This is a genomic window from Micromonospora tulbaghiae (assembly GCF_900091605.1).
GTDB lineage: Bacteria > Actinomycetota > Actinomycetes > Mycobacteriales > Micromonosporaceae > Micromonospora > Micromonospora tulbaghiae.
Window position 1 is genome coordinate 462,031 of sequence record NZ_FMCQ01000002.1, and the last position, 16,501, is coordinate 478,531.

General features: G+C 72.6%; 13 protein-coding genes. 10 read left to right on the forward strand and 3 right to left on the reverse strand.

Going from position 1 to position 16,501, the window contains the following annotated elements:
* Nucleotides 1-10 precede the first annotated feature (10 nt).
* Nucleotides 11-571, forward strand: coding sequence for a DUF5872 domain-containing protein (locus GA0070562_RS07120; protein WP_091417304.1), 561 nt, complete (start codon nt 11-13; stop codon nt 569-571).
* Nucleotides 572-640: 69 nt separating this feature from the next.
* Here the strand turns inward: GA0070562_RS07120 and GA0070562_RS07125 are convergent, their stop codons facing one another.
* Nucleotides 641-1,834: an endo-1,4-beta-xylanase gene (locus GA0070562_RS07125; protein ID WP_091417308.1), complete on the reverse strand. Its 1,194-nt coding sequence runs from the start codon at nt 1,832-1,834 to the stop codon at nt 641-643.
* 210 nt (nt 1,835-2,044) lie between these two features.
* Complete coding sequence (locus tag GA0070562_RS07130) at nt 2,045-3,049, reverse strand: LacI family DNA-binding transcriptional regulator (RefSeq protein ID WP_091417312.1); 1,005 nt, start codon at nt 3,047-3,049, stop codon at nt 2,045-2,047.
* Nucleotides 3,050-3,226: 177 nt separating this feature from the next.
* Here GA0070562_RS07130 and GA0070562_RS07135 point away from each other — a divergent pair, with 177 nt between their 5' ends.
* The 8 genes from GA0070562_RS07135 (at nt 3,227) to GA0070562_RS07170 (ending at nt 14,090) form a co-directional block, all read left to right on the forward strand.
* Nucleotides 3,227-4,495: an ABC transporter substrate-binding protein gene (locus tag GA0070562_RS07135; protein WP_225853191.1), complete on the forward strand. Its 1,269-nt coding sequence runs from the start codon at nt 3,227-3,229 to the stop codon at nt 4,493-4,495.
* Nucleotides 4,492-5,490: a carbohydrate ABC transporter permease gene (locus GA0070562_RS07140; protein WP_091417319.1), complete on the forward strand. Its 999-nt coding sequence runs from the start codon at nt 4,492-4,494 to the stop codon at nt 5,488-5,490. Before GA0070562_RS07135 ends, GA0070562_RS07140 begins: the two co-directional genes overlap by 4 nt.
* Nucleotides 5,487-6,353: a carbohydrate ABC transporter permease gene (locus tag GA0070562_RS07145; protein WP_091417322.1), complete on the forward strand. Its 867-nt coding sequence runs from the start codon at nt 5,487-5,489 to the stop codon at nt 6,351-6,353. The genes GA0070562_RS07140 and GA0070562_RS07145 overlap by 4 nt, the downstream gene beginning before the upstream one ends.
* A gap of 39 nt (nt 6,354-6,392) precedes the next feature.
* Entirely contained in the window at nt 6,393-8,717 is a 2,325-nt protein-coding gene (locus GA0070562_RS07150; protein ID WP_091417325.1) for a beta-xylosidase/alpha-l-arabinosidase, read from the forward strand.
* 207 nt (nt 8,718-8,924) lie between these two features.
* Entirely contained in the window at nt 8,925-10,031 is a 1,107-nt protein-coding gene (locus GA0070562_RS07155) for a glycosyltransferase family 39 protein (protein WP_091417329.1), read from the forward strand.
* Between the two features lie 105 nt (nt 10,032-10,136).
* Nucleotides 10,137-12,005, forward strand: coding sequence for a glycosyltransferase family 2 protein (locus GA0070562_RS07160; RefSeq protein WP_091417332.1), 1,869 nt, complete (start codon nt 10,137-10,139; stop codon nt 12,003-12,005).
* Nucleotides 11,999-13,153: a glycoside hydrolase family 26 protein gene (locus GA0070562_RS07165; RefSeq protein WP_091417336.1), complete on the forward strand. Its 1,155-nt coding sequence runs from the start codon at nt 11,999-12,001 to the stop codon at nt 13,151-13,153. Before GA0070562_RS07160 ends, GA0070562_RS07165 begins: the two co-directional genes overlap by 7 nt.
* Nucleotides 13,154-13,208: 55 nt before the next feature.
* Nucleotides 13,209-14,090, forward strand: coding sequence for a DUF1963 domain-containing protein (locus GA0070562_RS07170; RefSeq protein ID WP_225853237.1), 882 nt, complete (start codon nt 13,209-13,211; stop codon nt 14,088-14,090).
* A 13-nt stretch (nt 14,091-14,103) separates the two neighbouring features.
* Here the strand turns inward: GA0070562_RS07170 and GA0070562_RS07175 are convergent, their stop codons facing one another.
* Nucleotides 14,104-15,429, reverse strand: a complete 1,326-nt coding sequence (locus GA0070562_RS07175; RefSeq protein WP_091417339.1) for an aminotransferase class V-fold PLP-dependent enzyme — start codon at nt 15,427-15,429, stop codon at nt 14,104-14,106.
* A gap of 134 nt (nt 15,430-15,563) precedes the next feature.
* Here GA0070562_RS07175 and GA0070562_RS07180 point away from each other — a divergent pair, with 134 nt between their 5' ends.
* Nucleotides 15,564-16,451: an alpha/beta hydrolase family protein gene (locus tag GA0070562_RS07180; RefSeq protein WP_091418440.1), complete on the forward strand. Its 888-nt coding sequence runs from the start codon at nt 15,564-15,566 to the stop codon at nt 16,449-16,451.
* Nucleotides 16,452-16,501: the final 50 nt, after the last annotated feature.

The following is a 16,501-nucleotide window of genomic DNA, read 5'->3' on the forward strand; positions in this document are numbered from 1 at the left end:
ACGCTGCGTCATGGCGAAGTACACCGAGCCGGAACTGCGGGAGCGCCTCAAGGCCGAGATCCGCGCCTCCGACAAGGGCGGACGGCCGGGGCAGTGGTCGGCCCGCAAGTCGCAGCTGCTGACGAACGAGTACAAGAAGGCCGGCGGGGGATTCGAGGGCCCGAAGGACGCACGGCAGCGCTCGCTGCAACGCTGGGGCGGCGAGAAGTGGCAGACCCGCAGCGGTGACACGCGCGCCCGCAACGGCGGCGAAACCCGCCGTTACCTGCCCGAACAGGCGTGGGAGGAGCTGTCGGAGAACGAACGGCGCGCCACCGACACCTGCAAGCGCCGCGCGTCGCGCTCCGGCCGCCAGTACGTGCCGAACACGGGCCCGGCGAAGCGGGCCCGCCGGGACGCCACGGCCGCCGAGCAGATCAACGAGTTGCCGGTGACCGAGGCGGTCAAGCTGGTCCGCGACCTCGACACCCGCCAGCTCGACGCGGCGCTGCGCCGGGAGCGCGGCGGCAAGGCCCGAAAGACGCTCATCGGACGGCTGGAGTCGGAACTGGGCCGGCGCCGGGCGGCGTGAGCGCGGACCGGCCGGACACAGGCGGCGGGGCCGGTCACCGGACCGGCCCCGCCGTGGTGCGCTCGTCGTCTAGCGGCGCGGGTGCTGCGGGATGCGCGGCAGCACGTAGGGCGGACCGGAGAAGATCAGGTCCGACTTCAGCTCGTGGTACGCGAGCTTCGGCTGGTAGTTCTCGTCGTACACGGTGGCCAGGCCCTCCGGCGGGTCGGAGAACGCCCCGGGCACCCAGGAGTGCTTGTCGGTGAAGCCCCAGAGGGTGAACGACAGGCAGTGCCGCTCGGCCAGGCAGGCCTGCATCAGCACGCTGAAGTTCGCCGCGGACGCCTGCAGGCGCGGGTTGATCTCCGCGGAGTCGCCGGCCTCCACCCCCTCGGTGATCTGGCTGCGCACGTCCACCTCGGTGAGGGCCGTGGCCAGCCCGAGCCCGGCGAACTTGCGCAGCGCCGCGGCCACCTGGAGCGTGCTGAAGTTGCCGTACTGGGTGCCCAGGTGGCCCTGTGCGCCCACGCCGTCGATCGGCACGCCCTTGGCCCGCAGGTCACGGGCCATGTTGTAGACGAACTGCGTCTTGTCGTCGGCCGGGTTGCCGGAGCCGAACGCCTCGATGTTGTAGTCGTTGTAGAACAGCAGCGCCTTCGGATCGGCGGCGCGGGCCCAGCGGAACGCGTCGGCGATGTAGCCGGGCCCGAGGTTCTGCGCCCAGAATCCCTTGTAGTGCAGGGTGGACGGGGTGTCCCAGGGGTCGCTGACCGCCTCGTTCACCACGTCCCACTGCCAGATCTTGCCCTTGAAGTGGGTGACCACGGCGGTGATGTGGTTGCGCAGGATCTGGCGCAGCTCGGCCTTGCTGATCGAGCCGTCCGCGACGCCGCTGGTCAGCCACGCGGGCAACTGGTTGTGCCAGACCAGCACGTGGCCCCGGACCCGCTGGTTGTTCTTGCGGGCGAAGTCGATCAGCTCGTCGGCCGGGCCCCAGTTGTAGGTGCCCCGGGTGGGTTCGAGGCTTTCCCACTTCATCACGTTCTCGGCGGTGACCGTGGAGAACTCGGACGCGGCCAGTTCGCGGTACCGCGGCTCGGCGGCGTCGTTGAGAGCGGCCATGTCCACGGCGGTGCCCACGTACAGGCCGTGGCGCTTGGCCAGCTCCCGCAGGCTCTGCGCGGCCGGGTCGTACGGCCGTCCGGCCGTCGCGGGTACGACGTTGAGGGCGGTGGCGGTCACGACGGCGACGGCGCCTGCGGCGAGCCAACGTCTCAGCTTCATGGTCGTTCCTTTCGGGAGGGTGCGCACAGCCGGGGGCCGGCGGTGGCGGTGCCGGGAACGCCGCGGCGTGGAACGGACCGGCGGGCGCCCGGGTGGACGGACGGTGCGGGCTTCCGAAACTTCCGGTCTGGCTTCCGGAAGTAGCCCGAAACATTACGGACGCCGATAGCCGTCCGTCAATCACCCGGACCGTGTGGGTGAGGTGGTGCCTCAGCGCAGCGCGCGGCAGGAGGCCCGGACGACCAGCTCGGTAGGGAGCTGGATGTGCGTGTCCCTCTCGACGCCCGCGATGAGGTCGATCAGCAGGCGCAGCGACTCGGCGCCCATGCGTTGCAGCGGCTGCCGGATCGTGGTGAGTGGAGGGTCGACGAGTGCCGACTCGGGGATGTTGTCGAAGCCGATGACCGACAGGTCGTCCGGTACGCCGAGGCCGAGGCCGCGGGCGACGTCCACGGTGGAGATCGCCGAGAGGTCGTTGCCGGCGAAGATCGCGGTCGGTCGGTCGGGGAGCGCGAGCAGTTCGGCGGCCGTGCTGGCGGCGGTCTCGGTACGGAAGCCGCCGACCCGTACGAGCCGCTCGTCCACCGGCACGCCCGCGTCGGCCATCGCCTTGCGGAACCCGGCCTCGCGCAGGCGGGCCGACTCCAGGTCGGGCCGGCCACTGATGTGCGCGATCCGCCGGTGCCCGAGCGACAGCAGGTGATCGGTGGCCAGCACCGCGCCGGCGAAGTTGTCGGAGTCGACCGTGGGCAGGCCGGACGGGCCGGTGTGCGGGTCGACGGCCACCACGTGGAAGCCGTGCTTGGTCTCGACCACGGTCGGCGTCACGATCACCGCGCCGTCGATGAGCGTGCCGGACAGCCGGGCCAGCGAGCGCCGCTCCCACCCTATGGCCGCGCCCTCGCCGTCACCGCTGGAGTAGGCGAGCAGCTGGTAACCGCTGCCGGCGACCTCCCGGGACGCGCCCTTGAGCAGCTCGGTGGAGAACGGCTCGAACTCGGCGACCAGGATGCCCAGCACGTTGGTGCGGTGGCTGCGCAGGCTCTGCGCCCCCAGGCTGGCCTCGTACCCGAGCTCGTGGATGACCTGCTGGACGCGCTCGACGGTGGCCTGCGCGACGCCGTACCGGCCATTGACAACCTTGGATACGGTTGCCACCGAGACGCCGGCCGTACGTGCCACGTCCGACATCTTGACGCGCTGCTCGAACACCACGCCGACGATGATAGAGGGCGCTCCCGGCCGGATCGAAGACGATGTCGAAAACGTTATCGATACCGATTGACTTCACGTTACGGCCCTGTAAAACTCCCCGGCAGGTAACCCGGCTAAGTGGTCGAGGAGACATCTATGGCGATGAAGCGCCGTGCTGGTGCCGTCCTGGCACTGTTTGTGACAAGCGCTCTGCTGGCCTCCGCGTGCAGCGGTGGTGGCGACGACGAGAAGGCCGCCGAGAGCGAGCTTTACAAGAACCCGGTGACGTTGACCTGGTGGCACAACGCCTCGCAGGACGGGCCCGGCAAGACGTACTGGGAGAAGGTCGCCAAGGACTTCTCCGCCGCCCACCCGACCGTCAAGATCGAGATCGAGGCGATCGAGACGAACCAGCTCCAGCGCACCCGGCTGCCCGCCGCGCTGCTGAGCAACGACCCGCCGGACGTCTTCCAGGCGTGGGGCGGCGGCGAGATGCGCGAGCAGGTCGAGGCCGACTACCTCAAGGACATCACCGACCAGGTGAAGGGCGAGGTCGCCGACATCGGCAACGCCGCCGAGATCTGGCAGGTGGAGGGCAAGCAGTACGGCCTGCCGTACCGGATGGGCATCGAGGGCATCTGGTACAACAAGGACATGTTCGCGAAGGCGGGCATCACGGCGCCGCCGACCACCTTCGAGGAACTCAACGCCGCGGTCGCCAAGCTCAAGGCCATCAACGTCGTCCCGATCGCCCTCGGCGCCGGTGACAAGTGGCCCGCCGCGCACTGGTGGTACAACTTCGCGCTGCGTGCCTGCTCTGTCGACACGCTGAAGAAGGCCACCAAGGACCGGACCTTCGACGACCCGTGCTTCGTCAAGGCCGGGCAGGACCTGAAGGCCTTCATCGACACCAAGCCGTTCCAGAACAACTTCATCGCCACGCCGGGTCAGAACGACCCGACCAGCGCCAACGGCCTGCTCGCCAACGGCAAGGCCGCGATGGAGCTGATGGGCGACTGGAACCGCGGCACCCTGGACACCGTCGCCACCGACAAGGCGGCCCTGGGCAAGTTCCTCGGCTGGTTCCCGGTGCCGGCGATCTCCGGCTCCGCGGGTGACCCGAAGGCCGCCCTGGGCGGCGGCGACGGCTTCGCCTGCTCCAAGAACGCCCCGGCCGAGTGCGTCGAGTTCCTCAAGTACCTCGTCAGCCCCGAGGTGCAGAAGGGCTACGCCGCCACCGGCACCGGCCTGCCGGTCGCCAAGGGCGCGGCGGACGGCGTCACCGACCCGGCCCTGAAGTCCATCCTGGAGTCCACCTCCTCGGCCACCTACGTGCAGCTCTGGCTCGACACCGCCTTCGGCAGCACCGTCGGCAACGCGATGAACGATGCGATCGTCGCGATCTTCGCCGGCAACGGGACACCTGAGAAGGTCGTCTCGGCCATGAAGGCGGCCGCAAGCAAGTGACGTCCGCATCGCAGACCCGTATGCCCGCCGGCGGCGTGACCGCGCCGCCGGCGGGCCTCCGGCCCGGCGCACGAGCCGCCTCACGCCGCGCCGAGACCCGCCGCAAGTGGTACGAGATCATCGGGCTCACCACGCCGGCGGTCCTCATCTACGTGCTGTTCGTGCTGGTGCCGATGGGCTTCGCGTTCTACTACAGCCTGTTCCGCTGGCGCGGCGTCGGCCCGCCCACCGAGTACGTCGGCTTCCGCAACTACGCGCTCGCGTTCCAGGACCCGATCTTCCTCGACGCGCTGCGCAACAACGCGATCATCGTGTTCGGCTCGCTGCTCATCCAGGGGCCCGTCGCGCTCGGCATCGCCCTGCTGCTCAACCGCCGCTTCCGCGGACGCTCGGCCTTCCGCCTGCTGGTCTTCGTGCCGTACGTGCTCGCCGAGGTCACCGTCGGCATCATGTGGAAGCTGATCCTGACCGACGGCGGCACGCTCGACGCGCTGCTGCGGTCGGTCGGACTGGGCGGCTTCGTGCAGGCGTGGCTGGCCGACCTCGACGTGGTCATCTGGACGCTGCTGTTCGTCCTCACCTGGAAGTACGTCGGCTTCGCCATCATCCTCCTGCTCGCCGGCCTGTCGAACGTGCCACCGGAGCTGAACGAGGCGGCCGAGATCGACGGCGCGAGCTGGTGGCAGATCCAGCGCCACGTCACGCTGCCGCTGCTCGGCCCCACCATCCGGATCTGGATGTTCCTGTCGATGATCGGTTCGTTGCAGGTCTTCGACATGGTCTGGGTGACCTCAGTGCCCGCGGTGCGCTCGCTCGGCGCCTCGGCCACCATGGCCACGTACATGGTGGACAACGGCTTCTTCGCCCGGCTGTGGGGCTACGGCAACGCGGTGGCCGTGATCCTGTTCGTCATCTCCTTCGTCGCGGCGCTGCTGTTCCAGCGGTTCCTGCTCCGCCGTGACATCGAGGGCGCCATCACCCGGAAGGTGAAGTGACAGTGGCCGTGAACTCCGTACCCGCCCCCTCCGCCGGGCGCCGGCCGGTGCAGTGGAACACGCCGCTGACGTACGCGTTGGCGCTCGCGGTCGCGGCCGTGTCGATCGCGCCCGTCGTGTACGTCGTCATCGGTGGTTTCCGCACCACGCCGCAGATCGTGGACGACCCGGCCGGCCTGCCGGACCCGTGGGTCTGGGAGAACTACTACCGGGTGCTCACGCAGAGCGGGTTCTGGCGGCAGGCGTTCAACAGCGCGGTGGTCGCGCTCGGCACCACGCTCGGCGTGGTGGTGCTCGGCATGGCCGCCGCGTTCGTGCTGGCCCGGTACACGTTCCGGGGACGCGAGGCGCTCTACACCTTCTTCACCCTCGGCCTGCTCTTCCCGGCCGGCGCGGCGATCCTGCCGCTGTACCTCCTGCTGCGTGACCTGAACCTGATCAACTCCTACTACGCGGTGATCCTTCCGCAGGTGGCCTTCTCGCTGCCGCTCACGATCGTCATCCTGCGGCCGTTCCTGTCGGCCATCCCGCGGGAGCTGGAGGACGCGGCCGCCATCGACGGCGCCGGCCGGCTCGGCTTCCTCTGGCGGATCGTGCTGCCGCTGTCGCGGCCCGCGGTCGTCACCGTCGGCATCCTCGCGTTCGTGGCGAGCTGGAACGCGTTCCTCCTGCCGCTGCTCGTCCTCGGGGACGTCAACCTGCACACCCTGCCGCTGGGCGTGCAGAACTTCTCCAGCCAGTACACCACCGACACCGCGGGGGTCCTCGCCTTCACGTCGCTGGCGATGTTGCCGGCGCTGCTGTTCTTCACCCTGGCGGAGAAGCAGATCGTGGGCGGTCTCCAGGGCGCGGTCAAGGGCTGAGCGGCAGCGGTACCAGCACAACCAGTGGAAAGGCACACCATGACAGAGGTCCACGCGGTGGTGGACGGGCCGGTACCGGCTCAGGCAGGTTCGGGCCACGACCGGCCGGACGGACACGACCCCGAGACGCGCGTACGGGAACTGCTCGCTCGCATGACGATCGAGGAGAAGGTCGCGCAGATCGTCGGGTTCTGGGAGAAGGAGGACGGTGAGGCGGTCGCGCCCCTGCAGGGCGAGTTCGCCGACACCGGCCGGCTCGAGGACTTCTCCCGCCACGGGCTGGGTCACCTGACCCGCCCCTACGGCACCCGCCCGGTCGACTCCGCGGCCCGCGCGGCCTGGCTGTGGAAGTTCCAGCGGGACCTGGTGACGGGCACCCGGCTGGGCATCCCGGCCATCGTGCACGAGGAGTGCCTGACCGGCCTGTCGGCGTGGAAGGCGGCCACCTTCCCGACGCCGCTGGCCTGGGGCGCCGCGTTCGACCCCGACCTGGTCACCGAGATGGCGGCGGCCATCGGGGCCTCGATGCGCGCGCTCGGCATCCACCAGGGGCTGTCCCCGGTGCTGGACGTGATCCGGGACCCGCGCTGGGGCCGGGTCGACGAGTGCATCGCCGAGGACCCGTACCTCGTCGGGACCATCGGCACCTCGTACGTGCGAGGACTCCAGTCGCAGGGCGTGCTCGCGACACTGAAGCACTTCGCCGGCTACTCCGCCTCGCGGGCCGGGCGCAACTTCGGGCCCGTGCACGCCGGTCCCCGGGAACTCGCCGACGTGCTGCTGCCGCCGTTCGAGATGGCGATCCGCGACGGTGACGCCCGCAGCGTCATGCACTCGTACGCCGAGATCGACGGCGTGCCGGTCGCCGCCGACCCGACCATGCTCACCGACCTGCTGCGGGACCGGTGGGGCTTCGACGGGACGGTGGTGGCCGACTACTACGGCGTCGCCTTCCTCAACCTGCTGCACCACGTCGCGGCCGACAACGCGGACGCGGCCGTGCAGGCACTGAGCGCGGGTCTCGACATCGAACTGCCCACCGGCGACGCCTACCTGACCCTGACCGAGTCGGTGCGGGCCGGCACTGTCGACGAGGCGCTCGTCGACCGGGCGGTGCTGCGCGTCCTGCGCCAGAAGCAGGAACTCGGACTGCTCGACGCCACGTTCGACGACCAGCCGCCGGGCGCGATCGACCTCGACTCGCCGGAGCACCGGTCGATCGCGCGCCGGCTCGCCGAGGAGTCGGTCGTCCTGGTCGCCAACGAGGGCGTGCTTCCGCTGCCGGCGGGCCGCCGGGTGGCGGTCGTCGGGCCGAACGCCGACCGGCAGGGCGCGCTGTTCGGCTGCTACTCGTTCCTCAACCACGTGCTGGCCCACCACCCGGGTGTGGAGACCGGCTTCGAGGTGCCGACCGTGCTGGAGGCGGTGCGCGGCGAGTTCGGCGCCGACCGGGTCACCTTCGCGGCCGGCTGCGCGGTGGACTCGGCGGACCGGTCCGGGTTCGACGAGGCGGTCGCCGCCGCGTCCGCCGCCGACGTGGCAGTCCTCGTGATGGGCGACCACGCCAGCCTGTTCGGGCGCGGCACGGTCGGCGAGGGGTGCGACCGGGACGACCTGGAGCTGCCCGGCGTGCAGCGGCAGCTCGTCGAGGCGGTGCTGGACACCGGCACTCCGGTCGTCCTGGTGCTGCTCACCGGCCGCCCGTACGCGCTCGGCTGGGCGCTGACCCGGTGCGCGGCGGTGGTGCAGACGTTCTTCCCGGGTGAGGAGGGCGCCGGGGCGATCGCGGGTGTGCTCTCCGGGCGGGTCAACCCGTCCGGCCGGCTGCCGGTCAGCCTGCCCGGCTCGGCCGGCGCGCAGCCGTACTCGTACCTGCACCCGGAGCTGGGCGAGGGTATGAACGGCACCAACCTGCCGGCGACGCCGGTGGCGCCGTTCGGGCACGGGCTGTCCTACACCACGTTCGCGTACGCCGATCTGACCGTGCCGGCCGAGGTGCCGACCGACGGGGCGCTGCGGGTGTCGGTGCGTGTGACGAACACCGGCCCGGTCGCCGGTGACGACGTGGTGCAGCTCTACGGCCGGGACTTGGTCGCCTCGGTGACCCGGCCGGTCGCGCAGCTGCTCGGCTACCGGCGGGTGCGCCTGGAGCCGGGCGCCTCGGTCACGGTCGAGCTGACCGTGCCGACCACGCGGCTGGCGTTCAGCGACCGCACGCTGACCCGCGTGGTGGAGCCCGGTGAGGTCGACGTCTGGGTGGGCACGAGCGCCCGGCGTGACGCCCAGGCGCGGACGACGCTGACCGGCGACACCGTCGCGGTCACCGCCGACTCGCCCCGCTGGACCACGACCGACCTTCGCTGAGCCGGGTCCGCCGGTCGTCCACGGGGCGGTCGGCGGACCCTTTCAGCGCATATTGGCGTTATGTCGTTTTTGACTCAGTAGGCTCCAGGATGTCATCCAGCCCGTGAGCCGGGGCTTCCGGTGCCGCCCGCCGTGCGCGGGTTCGCGTCTCGCCGCCCGGCCGGCTGGATCCCGGTCGCCGGCACCCACAGGGATGCGTGAGTCACGATGATGGACGCGGACACCATGGTCCTGCCCCGGCTCGGGGACGCAGCGGTCGAGGACCCGTGGGGCGAGGAGGACCGGCCACGCCGGGCCGCCGTCCGCGCCGCGACCGGCGTGCTCCGATGGCGGATCGCGGCGTGGCTGGTGCCGGCGGTCCTGATGGGCGCGTTCGGCGTCGCCCGGATCACGACATCGGGACCGAGCGCCGGAGAACTGGCGACCCGGCGCGCGGCCACGTCGCAGTGGCAGGGGATCGGCGCCGCGCTGACCGGCGACGTCGCGCTCGGGCCGTACCACCTGCTCATGCGCGGCTGGGCGGCGCTGTTCGGCGCGGCGGACCTCGCGCTGCGCGTACCGTCCCTGCTGGCCATGGTCGGGGCCGCCGCGCTCGTCGGCGCGCTCGCCGCCCGGACCGCCACGCCCGCCGCCGGCCTGCCGGCCGGGGTGATCTTCGCGGTGCTGCCGACCTCGACCCGGTACGCGCAGGAGGCGCAGCCGTACGCCCTGGCGGTCTTCGCCGCCGTGCTGGCCACCTGGCTGCTGCTGCCCCTGCTCGACCGGCCGGGTCCGCGCCGGCTCCTGCCCTACGCGGGCGCGGTGCTGCTGCTGGGTCTGTGCCAGCCGGTGGCGTTGCTGCTGCTCGCCGGTCACGGCTGGGCGGTGCTGGCGTTCCGTCGCCCCGGTGCTCTCCGGTGGCTCGCCGCCGTGGCCCTCGGGCTGCTCCCGCTCGCCGCGCTGCTCGGCTCCGCCCTGCGCGACGGCGGGCGCCTGGCGTCCGGCGCGCGGCCGGCCGCCGCGGTGCTCGCGGCCACGCCCGGGGAACTGTTCGGCGTCGCCGCGCTCGGCGGTGTGCTGGCCGGGCTGGCCCTGTTCAGCCTTCCGCTGCGGTACCCGGCCGCGATCTGCACCGCCTGGGCGCTGGTGCCGGCGCTCGCGCTGCTGGGGCTGGCGCAGGCCGTGCCGGTCTGGTCGGCGGCGAACCTGCTGTTCACGGTGCCGGCCTGGGCGGTGCTCGGCGGGGTCGCCCTGTCCCGGGCGCGTGCCGCCGGTGCGCTCGCCGTGCTGGCTCTCGTCGCGGTGCTCGGGGTGGCGGCGCAACTCCCGTCGTGACCCGTCGACGAACGGGCGATGTCTGCCTGATTCGCCCTTTTTGCGGTTGATTGTCGGCTTAGCATTCGGACGGCTCCTGAGCCGGATGCAGACCATGGGGGAAACGTGGCCGTCGCCGCCGATACACGCCCGTCCCGCGCCACGACGGCCGGGACACCGGGCGCCCGCCCGATCGCGCCCGCCCCGCCCGGGACGCCCGCCGATCCGGACCGCCGGCAGCGCAACGTCCGCGCCCGCCTCGCGTACGCGCGCTGCGGCGCCACCGCCGGCCCGCTGCGCCCGCCCCGACGCCCCGACGCGGCGGTCGAGTTCCGCCCCGCCGCCTCGGTCGCCGCGCGACTGGTCCTGACGCTGCTGGTGCTCGTCAACAGCGCCGCCGGGCTGGTCTTCGTCGGCTGGCTGCTGCTGCCCCAGCACGTGCCCGGCCCCGGCGTCGTCGGGCTCGGCGGCTGGCAGACCGTCGCCGCCCGGCTCGCGTTCTGCGTCGTCGTCGGCGTCGAACTGATCCGCCTGGCGCAGAACGTGGTGGTCTGGGTCTTCGCGTACCACGCCCGGGACCCGGTGCCGGTCGACCCGCCGGTCGGCCTGCGGGTCGCCCTGCTCACCACCATCGTGCCGAGCAAGGAGCCGATCGAGGTCGCCGAGCGGACGCTGCGCCGGCTGCGGGAGATCGTCTACTGCGGGCACGTCGACGTGTGGATCCTCGACGAGGGCGACGACCCGGCGGTACGGGCGATGGCCGCGCGGCTGGGCGTACGCCACTTCACCCGCAAGGGCCGGCCCGAGTACAACCGGCCCGGCGGCGAGTTCCGCGCCCGGACCAAGTCCGGCAACCACAACGCCTGGCGGGCCGAGCACGAGCACCGCTACGACGTGGTCGCGAACGTCGACCCGGACCACGTGCCGCTGCCGAACTTCCTGGAACGCACGCTCGGCTACTTCCGCGACCCGGACGTCGCGTTCGTGGTGACCCCCCAGGTTTACGGCAACATGCACCAGAACTTCGTCGCCCACGGCGCCTCGGTGCAGCAGTACCTCTACAACGGGCTGATCGCCCGGGGCGGCAACGGCCTGGACGCGCCGCTGCTGACCGGCACCGGCCACCTCTACCGGCCGGCGGCCTGGCGGACCATCGGCGGCTACCAGGACTCCATCATCGAGGACCACCTCACCAGCATCCGCGTCCACGCCGCCGTCAACCCGGCCACCGGCAACCGGTGGAAGGGCGTCTACACCCCGGACGTGGTGGCGCTCGGCGAGGGACCGACCTCCTGGGCGGACTACTTCAACCAGCAGAAGCGCTGGGCGGCCGGGATCTGCGAGATCCTGCTCCGGCGCGAGCTGCGTACGCCGCGCGACCTGCCGTCCCGCCGTCGCTGGCAGTACCGGCTGCTCCAGTTCTACTACCCGAGCGTGGCGGTGAGCCTGCTGCTGGGCAACGCCGCCACCGCGCTGTACCTGCTGACCGGCGTCGACGCGGGCCGGCTCGACCCGCAGGTCTGGGCGACGCTGTGGGGCTCTACCATCGGCACCTGGTTCCTGCTCTGGCTCTGGCTGCGCCGCTTCAACATCGCCCCGCACGAGCGCGAGGAGGTGGGCATGGTCGGCATGGCGCTCGCGCTGTTCGCCGGCCCGGTCTACGTGGCCGCGGCGGTGGGCGCCCTGCTGCGCCGCAAGCTCGGCTTCGTGGTCACCGCCAAGGGCGCGCTGCGCACCGTCGAGTCGCCGCGCACGTTCCGGCTGCACCTGTGCTGGGCGCTCGCCGCCGCCGGGCTGCTCGCGGCGAGCTTCGCGCTCGACCACGACTACCCGCTGCTGCGGGTCTGGCCGGCGCTGACGCTGCTGACCGGGCTCGCCCCACCGCTGATCTCCTGGGCGGAGAGTCTGCGGGCCCGGCGGGACCGGGCCGCCGAACCGGCCCGGGAACCGCAGGTGGTGCCTCGGGCCGTGACCGACGGCGGTGTGCCGTGCTGAGGCCGACGCTGCCCCGGATGGGCCTGGCGCTGGCCGGGTTGCTGCTGCTCGCGTACGCCTTCGTGGTGGCGCCGGGCGCGTGGCGCGACCCGGGCACGGGCGCCTCGGCGCGGCGGCCCGCCCCGGCGACGCCGCAGGCGAGCACCGACGTGCCGGCCGCGGTCGTGCCGAGCCCGCGTGGCGGCCCGTTCCCCCCGGCCGGGCAGGCGTTCTTCGGGGTGATGACCGACAAGGGCCCGTACGACTTCGCGCCGGTGGACCGGTTCGCCGAGGCGGCCGGGCGGTCGCCGCAGGTGATGCTCTTCGGTGCCGACTGGGCGTCGGCCGCCTTCGACCGGAGCCTGTTCGACCGGATCGCCGAGCGGGGCATGATGCCGATGCTCGGCTGGGAGCCGTGGGACCACACGGTCGACAAGGCGGCCCGCCGCACCGGCCTGACCGACCGGCAGATCGACCGGCTGCGCGCCACCCAGCCGGACTACCGGCTGGCCCGCATCGCGCGCGGCGACTTCGACGCGTACGTGCGCTCCTGGGCCGACGGCGTCCGGTCGCTGGGCTACCCGGTGGCGATCCGCTTCGCGCACGAGATGAACGGCGACTGGTACCCCTGGTGCGAGCGGGCCAACGGCAACCGCCCCGGCGACTACGTCCGGGCCTGGCGGCACGTGCACGACCTCTTCGCCGAGGCCGGCGCCACGAACGTCACCTGGGTGTGGAGCCCGAACGCCCGCTGGGACAAGACGACAGCCGGGCTCACCGGCCTCTACCCGGGCGACGAGTTCGTCGACTGGGTCGGCGTCACCGGCTACTACGGCAGCGGCGCGTTCACCAAGACGTACTGGTCGTTCGACCAGATCTTCGGTCCGACGATCGCGGAGATCCGCAAGGTCACCGGCAAGCCGCTCGTGGTCACCGAGACCGGCGCCGCCGACGCCGCCGGGTACAAGGCGCGGTGGATCCGGGACACGTTCCGCGCCCTGCCCCGCTATCCGAACCTGATCGGGCTGATCTGGTTCGAGGTGGACAAGGAGAAGGACTGGCGCATCGCCGGCTCACCGGCGGCGGCGACCGCGTTCGCCGAGGCGGTGGCCGCCGAGCGCTACGACGTGACCTGGTCACCGGCGGTGCGGCCGCGCGCCGGGCCCTGATCCCGCCCGTGCCGGGCACACTCCATGTCGGACGGTGCGGCTACTCTCCACGATCATGGACGAGAGAGATCAATTCCGGCGGGCGGCGATCGAGCAGGGTGTGCCCGAGGACGAGGTGGCCCGCTTCGCGGAGCTGATCCGGTTCCAGATCCACGCCTGCCAGCGCGAGGAGGGTGTGCATGTCGGGCGGCGGGGCGGGCGGCCGCGGCTGCCGGTGGGCATGCCGTGGCCCACGTGCTCGGAGGGTTTCCCGTTGCCGTTCCTGCTCCGGCTCGACTGCGCGGCGCTGCCCCGGGTGCCCGACCTCGCCCTGCCGGCAGACGGCACGCTGCTGTTCTTCCTCGACCAGGAGAGCGCACTGGACGCCTGCGGCATCGAGCCCGAGCAGGAGTTCGCGCGGGTCGTGTACGTCCCGGCCGGCGCCGAGACGGTGGACGGTGAGTACGTCGTGCCCGCCGACACCGAGATGGAGCCGTTCCTCGCCCCCGAGCACGAGATGTACGCGGGGCTGCAGGCGGAGCTGCCGGACTGGCTCGACCGCTCGGAGGAGTGGCTGAGCGCCACCCAGATCCAGCTCCTGCGCGACATGCCGCACCTCAAGCAGATGAGCGCGCTGCTCGAGCAGCTCTGGCCGGAGCGGAACTGGTGGCTGCCGGAGGACGTCTTCATCGGCGGCTACACCATCTCGGCGCAGGACCCCCCTGAGGTGATCATGATGGACCCCGAGCGGGAGCGGCAGGCGAGGTCCCTGCCCCGCCCGGAGCAGATGGTGGCCCTGTACGAGGAACGGCAGCGGGTGATGCGCGAGTGGGTGCCGCTGGCCCAGTTCGGCGTGCCGGACGAGGAGTTCGTCAACGCGCGGTTCCTGATCCGCCACGACGACCTCGCCGCCCGGCGGTTCGACAGGGCGCTGTCCTTCTGCGAGTTCACCGAGTGACGACCGTGCCGGCTCACGCCAGCGTGCGGACCGCCCGCAGCGCCGCCTCCACGTCCTGCTCGCCGTTGGCGATCGTCGCGCCGAAGCGCAGGTACGACGGCCGGTAGGGGGTGCTGCTGGCGACCACACCGGCCGACCACAGCCGGTTCACCGCCTCGCCCACCGGCACGCCGGGCACCTCGCAGCAGACCACACCGGCGGACAGGTCGGCGGCGCGCGGCGTGACCAGCCGGACGCCCCGGATGCCGGCCAGCCCCTCCTTGAGCCGGCCGGCGAGCTCCCGGGTGCGCTCGGCGACCCGGGCCGGGCCGATGCGCCGGTGGAACGCGAACGCGTCGGCGAGCGCCCAGCGGTGCTCGAAGCTGTGGTAGCCGCCGGGCGTGTGCGCCGGGCCCGGCGGCACGGGCTGCCCACCCGTGCCGCCGGCGAGCCAGCGACCGATGTCGCGTCCGTCGAAGCTGGGGATCACCGGCGTCATCCGGGCCCACGCCCGCTCGGCGGCCCAGACCAGGCCGGTGCCGCGCGGCCCGAGCAGCCACTTGTGGCAGCCGGAGACCAGCACGTCGCAGCCGAGCTGCTCGGGTGTGGACGCGTCGGCGCCGAAGCCGTGCACCGCGTCGAGGCAGAGCAACGCCTCCGGGCTGCGCTCGCGGACCGCCTCGGCCAGCCGGCGTACCGGCAGCTTCACGCCGGTGCTGGAGTGCACCCAGGTCAGCGCCACCACCCGGGTACGCGGCGTGAGCGCCGCGGTGAGGCCCGCGACCATCTCGTCCGCCCCGGCCGTGGCCGCGTCGCGGTAGAGGCGGGCCCGGCGTACGGTCACCCCGTCGCGTTCGGCGCGCAACCGCAGCGACTCGTGGGTGGCGTAGAAGTCGTGCTCGGTGGTCAGCACCTCGTCGCCCGGTCGCAGCCGGATCGCGCCGTAGAGCAGGCCGAGGCCCATGGTCGTGGAGTCGGTGAGCGCGATGTGGTCCGAGCGGGCGCCGAGGTGCCCGGCCGCCGCGGCGAGCACCGCCCGGTCCAGCCGTTCCTCGTTCGCGGCCAGGTAGCCGGAGGCGTCCCGGTCGAGGCCGGCGCGGTGGGTGGCCACGGCGGCCCGTACCGGGGCCGGGTGCGGGGCGAAGACGAACGTGGCCAGGTGCGCCCGGGAGCGGTCGAGCGCGAACTGGGCGCGGACGCTGTCCCAGCTGGCCGGATCCAGGGCGGGCGCGTCGTCGGACACCGCGGTCCCGCCCGCCGGGCGGTCCGGGTCGCAGCCGGTGGCCAGGCCGGTGACGCCGGCCGCCGCGGTCGCGCCGAGCAGGTGCCGCCGGGTCAGGGGCCGTCGGGTCGGATGCATGGGGTCCATCGTCCGCCGTGCACGTCACGGCCGGGTCACCGCCCGGGGACCGGTGATTTCACCGATGCGCGCCGGTGGCCCGGACGCGGATGCTGACGCATGTCGATGTAATTCCGGCGCAAGGAGTGACCGACGTGCCCACCACCCGTTCCCGTACCCCCGTCCGTGCCCTCGCCCGTCTCGCCGTGGCGGCACTGCTCGCCACCGGCGGCGCCCTCGCCGTCCCGGCCGCGGCGAGCGCGGCCAGCCCCTACGAGCGCGGCCCGGCGCCCACGAGCGCCATCCTGGAGGCCAGCCGCGGCCCGTTCGCCACCTCGTCGATCAACGTCTCGTCGTTGAGCGTGACCGGCTTCGGCGGCGGCGTCATCTACTACCCGACCAGCACCGCCGAGGGCACCTTCGGCGCGGTCGCCATCTCGCCCGGCTACACCGCCGCCTGGTCCAGCCTGAGCTGGCTCGGACCGCGGATCGCCTCGCACGGCTTCGTGGTGATCGGCATCGAGACCAACACCCGGCTGGACCAGCCGGACAGCCGGGGCCGCCAGCTCCTGGCCGCGCTGGACTACCTGACCCAGCGCAGCTCGGTGCGCGGCCGGATCGACTCCTCGCGGCTCGCCGTGGCCGGGCACTCGATGGGTGGCGGCGGCAGCCTGGAGGCCGCGGCGGCCCGGCCGTCGTTGCAGGCCGCCGTCCCGCTCGCGCCGTGGAACCTGGACAAGACCTGGTCCGAGGTGCGGGTGCCGACGCTCATCATCGGCGGCGAGACCGACAGCGTGGCGCCGGTGGCGACCCACTCGATCCCGTTCTACAACAGCATCCCGGCGTCCTCGGAGAAGGCGTACCTGGAGCTGGACGGCGCGAGCCACTTCTTCCCGCAGACGACGAACACGCCGACGGCGAAGCAGATGGTGGCCTGGCTGAAGCGGTTCGTCGACGACGACACCCGCTACGAGCAGTTCCTCTGCCCGGGCCCGAGCGGGTCGGCGATCCAGGAGTACCGCAACACCTGCCCCAGCTCCTGAACCCCACCGCTGTCGGGGTGGCCGCCGTACGGCGGCCACCCCGACAGCGT

What these genes read in the sequence shown, in the direction of transcription:
- GA0070562_RS07120 (WP_091417304.1), top strand. Translation starts at nt 11, where the DNA reads ATGGCGAAGTACACCGAGCCGGAACTGCGGGAGCGCCTCAAGGCCGAG.
- GA0070562_RS07125 (WP_091417308.1), bottom strand. Translation starts at nt 1,834, where the DNA reads ATGAAGCTGAGACGTTGGCTCGCCGCAGGCGCCGTCGCCGTCGTGACC.
- GA0070562_RS07150 (WP_091417325.1), top strand. Translation starts at nt 6,393, where the DNA reads ATGACAGAGGTCCACGCGGTGGTGGACGGGCCGGTACCGGCTCAGGCA.
- GA0070562_RS07155 (WP_091417329.1), top strand. Translation starts at nt 8,925, where the DNA reads ATGATGGACGCGGACACCATGGTCCTGCCCCGGCTCGGGGACGCAGCG.
- GA0070562_RS07170 (WP_225853237.1), top strand. Translation starts at nt 13,209, where the DNA reads ATGGACGAGAGAGATCAATTCCGGCGGGCGGCGATCGAGCAGGGTGTG.
- GA0070562_RS07175 (WP_091417339.1), bottom strand. Translation starts at nt 15,429, where the DNA reads ATGCATCCGACCCGACGGCCCCTGACCCGGCGGCACCTGCTCGGCGCG.